This window comes from Nonlabens dokdonensis DSW-6, assembly GCF_000332115.1.
GTDB lineage: Bacteria > Bacteroidota > Bacteroidia > Flavobacteriales > Flavobacteriaceae > Nonlabens > Nonlabens dokdonensis.
The window spans coordinates 2,816,173-2,826,289 of the sequence record NC_020156.1; the positions used below are offsets into that span (position 1 = coordinate 2,816,173).

At 34.7% G+C, this 10,117-nt stretch carries 6 protein-coding genes and 2 tRNA genes; 6 read left to right on the forward strand and 2 right to left on the reverse strand.

Annotated elements, in window-relative coordinates:
• Positions 1–172: 172 nt before the first annotated feature.
• The 3 genes from gyrA to DDD_RS12330 all read left to right on the forward strand — a co-directional run bounded on the left by gyrA (position 173) and on the right by DDD_RS12330 (position 5,418).
• Positions 173–2,704 (forward strand): DNA gyrase subunit A, encoded by a 2,532-nt coding sequence (gene gyrA, locus DDD_RS12320; RefSeq protein ID WP_015363223.1) that lies wholly within the window; start codon positions 173–175, stop codon positions 2,702–2,704.
• A 36-nt stretch (positions 2,705–2,740) separates the two neighbouring features.
• Entirely contained in the window at positions 2,741–3,910 is a 1,170-nt protein-coding gene (locus DDD_RS12325) for a tetratricopeptide repeat protein (protein ID WP_041567143.1), read from the forward strand.
• A gap of 224 nt (positions 3,911–4,134) precedes the next feature.
• A complete protein-coding gene (locus DDD_RS12330; RefSeq protein ID WP_041567144.1) occupies positions 4,135–5,418 on the forward strand; it encodes a tetratricopeptide repeat protein in 1,284 nt (427 codons plus the stop codon).
• An 84-nt stretch (positions 5,419–5,502) separates the two neighbouring features.
• On the opposite strand, the gene DDD_RS12335 is transcribed toward DDD_RS12330, so the two are convergent.
• Together DDD_RS12335 and DDD_RS12340 are read right to left on the reverse strand one after the other, a co-directional pair.
• The gene (locus DDD_RS12335) at positions 5,503–6,255 is read right to left on the reverse strand and encodes a C40 family peptidase (protein WP_015363226.1); all 753 of its coding nucleotides are present in this window, start codon (positions 6,253–6,255) and stop codon (positions 5,503–5,505) included.
• A gap of 6 nt (positions 6,256–6,261) precedes the next feature.
• Entirely contained in the window at positions 6,262–7,437 is a 1,176-nt protein-coding gene (locus DDD_RS12340; RefSeq protein ID WP_015363227.1) for an acetyl-CoA C-acyltransferase, read from the reverse strand.
• Between the two features lie 135 nt (positions 7,438–7,572).
• On the opposite strand from DDD_RS12340, the gene DDD_RS12345 reads away from it, so the two are divergent.
• The 3 genes from DDD_RS12345 (at position 7,573) to DDD_RS12355 (ending at position 9,934) form a co-directional block, all read left to right on the forward strand.
• Complete coding sequence (locus DDD_RS12345; RefSeq protein WP_015363228.1) at positions 7,573–9,609, forward strand: HD family phosphohydrolase; 2,037 nt, start codon at positions 7,573–7,575, stop codon at positions 9,607–9,609.
• Between the two features lie 97 nt (positions 9,610–9,706).
• Positions 9,707–9,790, forward strand: a tRNA-Ser gene (locus DDD_RS12350).
• 69 nt (positions 9,791–9,859) lie between these two features.
• Positions 9,860–9,934, forward strand: a tRNA-Pro gene (locus DDD_RS12355).
• Positions 9,935–10,117: the final 183 nt, after the last annotated feature.

Sequence of the window (10,117 nt, forward strand, 5' to 3'; positions counted from 1 at the left end):
TAACAAAAACAGGCCTTTTCTTCCATTTCAAAGCATTTAAAACTTATTCACAGACTAAAGTGAAAAGTGTTAATAAAAACACATCTAAAATTGATTCAAAGCCTTATTAATACTAGGGATTTCATTAAATTGCTAGTTGTTAAATTAACTAAATTAATATAATCTGAATTCAATGGCAGATGGAGAAAAGTTAATCCCGATTAATATCGAGGATGAAATGAAGTCAGCATACATCGATTACTCGATGTCAGTCATAGTGTCACGAGCACTGCCAGATGTGCGAGATGGACTAAAACCAGTACATAGAAGAGTTTTATACGGTATGTATGAACTAGGTGTACTTTCTAATAGAGGTTACAAAAAAAGTGCAAGAATCGTAGGAGAAGTCCTCGGTAAGTATCACCCACATGGTGATACATCTGTATATGATACCATGGTACGTATGGCTCAAGAGTGGTCATTGCGCTACATGATGGTAGACGGTCAAGGTAACTTTGGTAGTGTCGATGGAGATCCACCGGCTGCCATGCGTTACACAGAAGCAAAAATGCGCAAGATATCTGAAGAGATGCTTGCAGATATCGATAAAGAAACGGTAGACACGCAATTAAACTTTGATGATACCTTATCTGAGCCTACCGTTCTACCTACAAAAATCCCTAATCTCTTAGTCAATGGAGCTAGTGGTATTGCAGTAGGTATGGCGACTAATATGCCACCTCATAATTTAACTGAGGTAGTAGATGGAACGATAGCCTATATTGAAAATAATGACATCGAGATAGATGAATTAATAACACACATCAAAGCACCAGATTTTCCTACAGGTGGAATTATTTATGGTTATGATGGAGTTAAAGATGCTTTTCATACCGGACGTGGTCGTATAAAAATACGTGGTCGCGTGCGCATTGAAGAAGTTAAAGGCCGTGAGTGTATCATAGTGGACGAGCTTCCATATCAGGTAAACAAAGCTGATATGATCAAGAAAACAGCTGATCTTATTAACGATAAAAAGTTAGAAGGAATCTCTATGATAAGAGATGAATCTGACCGTAACGGTATGCGCATCGTTTATATTTTAAAGCGTGATGCCATTCCTAACATCGTTATCAATAAGTTGTACAAGCATACGGCGCTTCAATCTTCTTTTAGTGTTAATAACATTGCTCTTGTAAAAGGACGTCCTCAACTTCTTAATGTTAAGGAGATGATTCATCACTTTGTCGAGCACAGACATGAAGTAGTTGTAAGAAGAACTACTTATGAGTTGCGCAAAGCAGAAGAAAGAGCTCACATCTTAGAAGGATTAATTATCGCGAGTGATAACATCGATGAGGTGATTGCTTTAATAAGATCTAGTAGCAATGGAGAAGAAGCTCGTGCTAAATTGATTGAACGTTTTGAGTTGTCAGAGATTCAAGCTCGTGCCATCGTAGAAATGCGATTGAGACAGCTTACAGGTCTTGAGCAAGATAAACTGCGCAATGAGTACAGCGACTTGATGGAGACCATTACTGACTTGAAAGATATTCTTGCAAAGAAAGAGCGTCGTATGGACATCATCAAAGAAGAGCTTCAAGAAGTAAGAGAAAAGTATGGAGATGATCGTCGATCACAAATAGAATATGCTGGTGGAGATTTATCTATTGAAGATATGATTCCAGATGAGCAAGTGGTAATAACTATTTCTCATGCTGGTTATATTAAAAGAACAAGTCTTACGGAGTATAAAACACAAAATCGAGGTGGAGTAGGGCAAAAGGCGAGTACCACTAGAGATGAAGACTTCTTAGTAGATCTTTTTGTAGGTACGAATCACCAGTACATGCTATTCTTTACGGAGAAAGGAAAATGTTTCTGGATGCGAGTTTATGAAATTCCAGAAGGAAGCAAAACCTCAAAAGGTCGTGCTATCCAAAACTTAATAAATATCGAGCAGGATGATAACGTGAAAGCAGTTATCTGTACACAAGATATTAAGGACGAAGAATACATTAATAGTCACTATGTAATCATGTGTACTAAAAAAGGAGTTGTTAAGAAAACTTCTTTAGAACAGTATTCTAGACCTAGGTCAAACGGTATTAATGCAATTACTGTTAGAGATGGTGATACACTTCTAGAAGCTAAACTTACAACTGGAGATAGTCATGTAATGTTAGGTCTTAAGAGTGGTAAAGCCATACGTTTTGACGAGTCTAAAACTAGACCTATGGGTAGAAATGCCAGTGGAGTTAGAGGTATTAGATTATCAAATGATGAAGATGAAGTAATAGGAATGGTAGCCGTAAACGATATGGATTCTAACATACTTGTAGTTTCTGAAAAAGGATATGGTAAAAGATCCAGTCTTGATGATTATAGAGAGACGAATCGTGGAGGAAAAGGTGTAAAAACAATTTCGGTTACAGAGAAAACAGGAGGTCTTGTTGCGCTCAAAAATGTAAGCGATGAAGATGGATTGATGATTATCAATAAATCTGGAGTTGCTATACGTATGAAAGTTGCAGACTTAAGGGTTATGGGACGTGCGACACAAGGTGTTAAGTTAATCAACCTTAAAGGAAGTGACTCTATTGCTGCAGTTGCTAAGGTTGTTAATGAAGAAGGAGAGAACGATGAAGATGAGGAAACATCTGAAATTGTAGATACCGAAAATACAGATGGCACGACAGTTGCAACTGATGACAGTGAAGAATAATTAATTAAAATACTTAAAAAAATGAAACTCAAATTGATGATCCTTTTTTTAGCAATTGGTTCTATAGCTTTTGCTCAGAAAAAGGAAATGAGAAAAATAGAAAAAGCAATATCTAAAGAAAATTTTGTTGAAGCGCAAAATATTTTTAGATCCATTGATGAAAACTCAGTAGAAGAAAAATATGCTGCAACGTATAATTTTTACAAAGCTGCAAATTATATGGATTTAACAGGTAAGAATCCTGCTAATCTTGACGTATTGAGAAAAGCAGAAGCTGCTGTTGCTAAGGCAAAGGAAGCTGGCTATTCTGATCCCGTTCTAGAACCTATGTTAGAAAAGATGATGCTAGATCGCAAATTTGCTATAGTTAGTGAAAATTTAAAATCTGGAAATCTAGAAACTGCTGCGACTCTTCTCGAAGAGATGTATGAAAAGTATCCAGAAAATCTAGGATTGTTGTATGATCTTAGTAACATAAGATATTCTTTAAAGGATTATGACAAGGCATTAGAATATTACACTATTTTACTAGATAAAAAGTATGATGGTGTATTAACCACTTATAAAGCCGTAAAAACTAACGGAGAGGAGCAAGTTTTTGTTTCTGAGAAACTTAGAGATCTATCTGTTCAATCAGGAAGTCACTCTAATCCTACAGAGTCTAAATCGTCTTCTCTTCTAGGAGATATAGTATTAAAAACGGTATGGATCTATGTGAATCAAGATAACAAGTCAAAAGGACTTGAGGTTTACAAGCAATCGGTAGCAAGCAATCCTGACGACATTTCATTAAAACTGGCAAAAGCTGATATTTATCTTACTTTAGGTATGATGGATGAGTACAAGGAAGCGATTGAGAATATGGGAGACGATATTAAGGATCCTAATGTTTTTATCAATTTAGGAATAGATGCACTGAAAAATGAGAAATATGATAGCGCCATAACTTATTTTAAATCAGGACTTAAATTAGACCCTGATAATTATGTTGCTTTGGTAAATATTGCAAATTCTTATATAAATAAAGGGAACTCAAAAGGTAATACTGCCGAAGATCAGAAAAAGTTATACCTTCTTGCAATAGATAATTTTCGTAAAGCTCATGTAATAAAACCAGAAGTAAAGGATATTACAAAGACCCTTGTAAATCTTTATGAGTTTTTAGATATGAAAGAACAAGCAGCTGAGATGAAAGCTAAGTTATAATTAAATATTTTATAGTATCGCTTTCGCGAAAGCAGGACTACCAAAAGCTCTTAGATTTTTTCTAAGAGCTTTTTTTATGAATTCAGTCCCTTATTTTAAGTAAACCGCAGCAATGAACTTTTGTGGAATTATTGTTTTTCCTTAGTTTTAACTAAATAATTCATTTGATAGTTATTAGGATGAATATCCGATATAATAGTAATGACATCTTTAATTTTAAAAGTATGAGAAATATATTTTTGATAAGTTTTACCTTAAGTATAGCCATGTTCGTGCACGGTCAGAACATAAATTTTAATAATGTACAAATACAATTAGATAAAGGAGAATTCAGTGATGTAATTGAGATACTCTCAAATTTTGAGGCTAAAACTAGTTTACAAAATGATCAACGAGCTCCATTATTTTATTTTTTAAAGGCTCAAGCTTATCAAAAACTATACGAGAACAACGTCGACATTGATTTGTATTTTGAAAATTCTGGTGCTGCATACAATAAACTATTTGAAATTGAAAAGAAAAGGAATGCTACAATCTATACAAATCAAGCAAGGCCCTTGTTTGATGAGCTTATTGAAATAGCTGTTGATAAAGCAGTTTCTTTCACAAAAACTAGAAATTTCACCGAGGCATCTACAATGCTCCATGACATTTATAAAATACAACCTGATAATCCAGATCTATTATATTTTGCAGCTTCAAACGCTACCACAGGGAAAGATTATGATAAAGCGCTTAAATACTATGAAGAATTAAGAAGCCTAGATCATACTGGCGTAAGAGATTTATTTTATGCTAAAGAACTCTCTTCAGGCAAGCAAGAGCAATTTACAGACAAGATTACAAGAGATTTAGCGATTAAATCAGGTACACATAGTGAGCCATCAGAGAGCAAAACAATGTCAAGACTTCCTGAAATTTTGAAAAACCTATCGTGGATATACGCAAATAAAGTTGGAGATTTTCAAAAAGCAATAGCTGTTATTAACGAGGCTATTCCGCTTAGTCCTGAAGATAATTCGCTTTTAATTTCTAAAGGTAATTATTACTACCAGATGGGTGATAAAGATAAATTTCTTCAAGTTATGGAAACTATAGTGGCAAAGGATCCTAACGATTCAGATGCGCATTATAATATTGGAGTGGTAAAACAAGAGAATAAAGAAATAGTGGAAGCAAGAATTGCATTTAGAAAAGTATTGGAAATTGATCCTGCTTATTTAAATGCAGCCATAAATTTATCTAAAACTTATATAGATGAAGCATCCCTATTAGTAGATAAGATGAATTTGCTCTCAGATGATCCATCTGATGATAAAAAGTTCGAAAGTTTACAAGCTCAGCAAATTGAGTTGTACAAAAAATCTATAATAGTATTAGAAAGAATTTCTAATAAGCACCCTCAAAGTATTCCTGTGTTGAAACAGCTGGTGGGACTTTATTCTTTCTTAGGTCAGGATACCAAATTGGAGATAGTTAAATCAAAATTAGATCAACTAGAGAATTAAATTTTGCTAATTTTAAGTAGTGTTTTAGAAAACCTATTTCCTTCCAATAACTATACTACTCATAATCATAAAATAAAGAAAGGCTTAGAGTATTTTTTTGATTACTCTTAGTTTATGAGTGTGTACTTTTTTCTCTACATTAAAAATACCGCTTTGGTCTAATCGATCAATTCTTACTTTACCGTGGGCGTGAATAATGTAATTATCGCTCATGATTAGTCCTACGTGTGTAATAGCACCTTCATTATTATCAAAAAAAGCCAAATCTCCAGGTTCAGATTCTTCGATAAAACTTAGTACCTCTCCTTGAGTTGCTTGTTGGCTAGCATCTCTTAGTAAATCAAAACCATTCATTCTGTAAATAAGCTGGGTAAAGCCGCTGCAATCTATTCCTAATGGTGTTCTTCCACCCCATAAATAAGGCGCGTTCAAAAATAGAAGTGCATTTTCAATGAGATTTGATTTATCGTAGGATATTGTTTCAGGTTGATTTAATGAATATTGGTCATTTAAAAAAGTGCACGAGCTTGTTTGTGCTCCGATGGTAACAGTGCTCAAGGTCATATCATTATGGGTGATATGACCAATTAAATCTCTCGAGAACTGTTTATGACCTTTCAATATCGAGTGATACTGTTCAGATTCAATTTCGGTGATTTGTTTGTTATCGATCCATCCTTCATATTTATCGTGAGATAACCGTATTCTAGACCACTTTTTTCTTGTGTCTATAATTTTAAATGTCTCACCATAAAGAACCTGAGATACCATTTCACTAGAATCGCTGGTTTCAGATCTTAAAGGAGCAATTGAAATAGGACAAATACCGTACTTCATATCTATTTATGACGATTGTAAAACAATAGCGCTAGCACCACCACCCCCATTACATATAGCTGCTGCTCCTATTTTACCTTTCTCTTGTTTTAATACACTTAGTAAAGTAGTTACAATTCTAGCACCACTGCATCCTAGAGGATGTCCTAAAGATACCGCACCGCCGTAAACGTTAACATTTTTATCGTTGAGACCTAAAATTTTCATATTGGCAAGTCCCACAACTGAAAAAGCCTCGTTAAATTCAAAATAATCTACGTCATTTAAAGAAACACCTGCTTTATCTAGTGCTTTTGGAAGCGCTTTTGCAGGTGCAGTAGTAAAGTACTTTGGTTCCTGAGCGGCGTCTGCATAACCTATTACAGTTGCTAGAACGTTTAAGTTTAGTTCAGCAGCTTTTTCTTCACTCATTAAAACTAAAGCTGCTGCGCCATCGTTGATGGTCGATGCATTTGCCGCAGTAACGGTACCGTCTTTTGAAAAGGCTGGTCTTAACGCAGGGATTTTATCCATACGTACGTTTGCAAACTCTTCATCTGTGTCAACTATGAGAGCATCACCACGTCTCTGCGGTACAGAAACAGGCACCACTTCATTCTCAAATTTTCCACTTTCCCATGCGTTTTTAGATCTTTGATAAGACTGAATTGCAAATGCATCTTGATCTTCTCTAGAAAAATTATGGTCAGTTGCACAAAGATCAGCACAAGTTCCCATTGCTTCTTGACTATAAGCATCAACAAGGCCATCTTTTTGCATTCCATCTATCAAAGTAGTTGGACCAAATTTCTGACCATTTCTCATATGTACATAATGTGGGATCATACTCATGTTTTCCATTCCTCCAGCAATAACTATTTCGTTATCTCCAAGAGCAATAGATTGAGCGGCCATCATAATTGTCTTCATTCCGCTAGCACATACTTTATTTACAGTGGTTGCAGGTGTAAGTTCACTTATTCCAGCACCTAGAGCAGCTTGCCTTGCAGGTGCTTGACCTGTTCCAGCTTGAACGACATTACCCATTAATACTTCATCTACCATTTTTGGGTCGAGAGAAATTTTCTCTAGTGCTCCTGTAATAGCTATGGAACCTAATTTAGTAGCTGGAATAGATGATAATTTCCCCATAAAACTTCCTATGGGTGTTCTTGCGTATGATACGATAACTGCTTTTCTCATGAATAAATTTTATTTTACAAAAATAATGATTTTAATAGGTAAAACATAGAGTTTATCAATTCCTAAAAACGAATCATTAGTTAAATTATGGTATATTAAAACTATAGTTGTTAATTTGTTTTATTCTCTGATTCGATGAAAACTCTTTACCGTTACCAAAATATTATTTATAGAATAGTCTTACTATGTTTTTGTACGGCTCTTACGGTTTATGTATTCCCTAATAACAATCGTTTCAAGTATGATTATAAACAAGGAGAGCCGTGGGATTATGAAACGCTTTACGCACCTTTTACTTTCCCAATAGAAAAAGACGAGAAGTCTTTGATTGCAGAAAAGCAAGACGTTACTAACAGTTCACCACGTTACTTTAAAATTGACACGTCCATCAAAGATGGAGTATTTGAAAAATGGAAGGCCATTCAAAGCGGTAAAAGTCTCGATTCTTTAAATCAACAACAGTTCCAATCGCTAAGAACAGAGGTTCAATCTGTTTTATCTACCATTTACAAAATCGGCTATACTGATAATCCAATAGATTTAGAAGAAAGTCATCCTATTTTTATTGAATACGATAACGAGCTTGTCACTTATAAATATTCTGATCTTTTCAAACCAGTCGATCTAGGTGAATTAATTAGGAGTAGCTTTGATAGTATTGATTTAAACCCTGTTACTAAGAAATATATTACAACAGCATTATTACGAATTATTGAACCTAATGTGAGTTATGATAAGCAACTAACAGAAATAACAATCAAAGAAGAACTTAGCAAAATTATGACTACCAGAGGTCTTGTATATGAAGGTGCTAGGGTTATCGCTCAAGGCGAAATAGTAGAAGGTGAAAAACTTCAAATATTAAATACACTCAACAATACATACAAATCACAAACTTGGACAGAGTCTCAGTATACGTGGAAATTATCTGGATATATTATTCTAGTTGGGATGGCATACAGTATGCTTCTTTTGTTTTTATGGCGCTATCGTCCAGTTCTTTATGATAACTTTCGAAAAATATTTTTTATTTTTTTCAATATTATAGTTGTAGTTATTTTGACGGCAACCATTGTTAATATCAATGTCAAGTATATTTATGTCGTTCCAGTATGCATGCTGCCGTTAATACTCAAAGCATTCTTCGATGCTAGATTAGGTTTATTCAGCCATGTGGTAACCATCTTCATATTAAGCTTTATAGTTCCTAACAGTGACGAGTATTTGTTTTTACAAATGATGGCGGGAATTGTGACTATTTTATCAAATAATGAAATATATAAGAGAGCTAATCTTTTTATTACGGTAGCTCAAATTATAGGAATTTACTTTTTATCCTACTTTGCCTTTTACGCTATCAACCAAGGAGGTGTAACTGGATGGGAATGGGGAAGAATAGGGTACTTTGTACTTTGTGGTTTGGCAATGTTGTTTGTGTGGCCGCTCATTTATATTTTTGAGAAAATCTTTGGTCTTGTAAGTGATGTTTCACTTCTAGAGCTTAGTGATACTAATTCAAAGCTCTTAAAGGAACTCTCTAATAAAGCACCAGGAACCTTTCACCATTCCTTGAACGTAGCAAATATTGCTGAAACAGTCGCAAATGAAATAGGAGCAAATGCGATGCTGGTTCGTGTAGGAGCGTTGTATCACGATATAGGAAAAATGTCAAATCCCACCTACTTTACAGAAAATCAAGGTAGTGGTATTAATCCTCATGATGATTTAGATCCAGAAGATAGTGCTAGAATCATCATAGATCATACCTTAAATGGTATTGAAATTGCCCGAAAATATAATTTGCCAGATCGAATCATTGACTTTATAAGAACACATCACGGTGACAGTTTAGTTTACTATTTCTATTCTAAAGCTAAAGAAGAAAACCCTGATGTTTCTAAAGAAAACTTTACTTATCCTGGTCCTAAGCCTTTTAGTCAGGAAACTGCTATTCTCATGATAGCCGATAGTGTAGAGGCGGCTTCAAAAAGTATCCAAAATCCTACCTCTTTTAAGATAGATTCATTAGTCAATAAAATTATAGATGGTCAGGTAAACAATAGCCAATTTATTAATGCTAATATTACGTTTAAACAAATTGAAATCATTAAAGCGGTGATTAAAAAGAAATTAGCTAGCATCTACCATTTAAGGATCGAATATCCAGAATAAATTATAGAAAAAAGATGATTTTATGTTTGTGTATTTCTAAAGTTAGCTTAAATTTGCAACCGCTTTCAGAAATGGAGGTAAGTTCTTTAATATTTTAGGAGAGGTGCCAGAGTGGTAATGGAGCAGATTGCTAATCTGTCGACGGGCAACCGTCGCCAGGGTTCGAGTCCCTGTCTCTCCGCAAAATTGACCTCTTTAATGATTATTAAAGGTTAGTAAATCAGTTCTCGAGTCTGATTAAAATTAAAATCGGGGTGTAGCGTAGCCCGGTCATCGCGCCTGCTTTGGGAGCAGGAGGTCGCAGGTTCGAATCCTGCCACCCCGACAAAAAGCTGTATAGCTTGGTAATTACCGTTTTCATCTGATGATGAAAACGGTTTTTTTATGCGCTATTATTTAATCTTCTTATTTTTTTCCTTTATTAGTTTGATATTTTTATTTGTAAAAATTCATTATTTGTTTTCGCTTTCGCGAAAGCGATATTCATCAAAACAGTAAGATTTTTAAG

Excerpts from the sequence above, each read along its gene's own strand:
- gyrA (WP_015363223.1), top strand. The coding sequence starts at position 173 with ATGGCAGATGGAGAAAAGTTAATCCCGATTAATATCGAGGATGAAATG.
- DDD_RS12325 (WP_041567143.1), top strand. The coding sequence starts at position 2,741 with ATGATCCTTTTTTTAGCAATTGGTTCTATAGCTTTTGCTCAGAAAAAG.
- DDD_RS12330 (WP_041567144.1), top strand. The coding sequence starts at position 4,135 with ATGAGAAATATATTTTTGATAAGTTTTACCTTAAGTATAGCCATGTTC.
- DDD_RS12335 (WP_015363226.1), bottom strand. The coding sequence starts at position 6,255 with ATGAAGTACGGTATTTGTCCTATTTCAATTGCTCCTTTAAGATCTGAA.
- DDD_RS12340 (WP_015363227.1), bottom strand. The coding sequence starts at position 7,437 with ATGAGAAAAGCAGTTATCGTATCATACGCAAGAACACCCATAGGAAGT.
- DDD_RS12345 (WP_015363228.1), top strand. The coding sequence starts at position 7,573 with ATGAAAACTCTTTACCGTTACCAAAATATTATTTATAGAATAGTCTTA.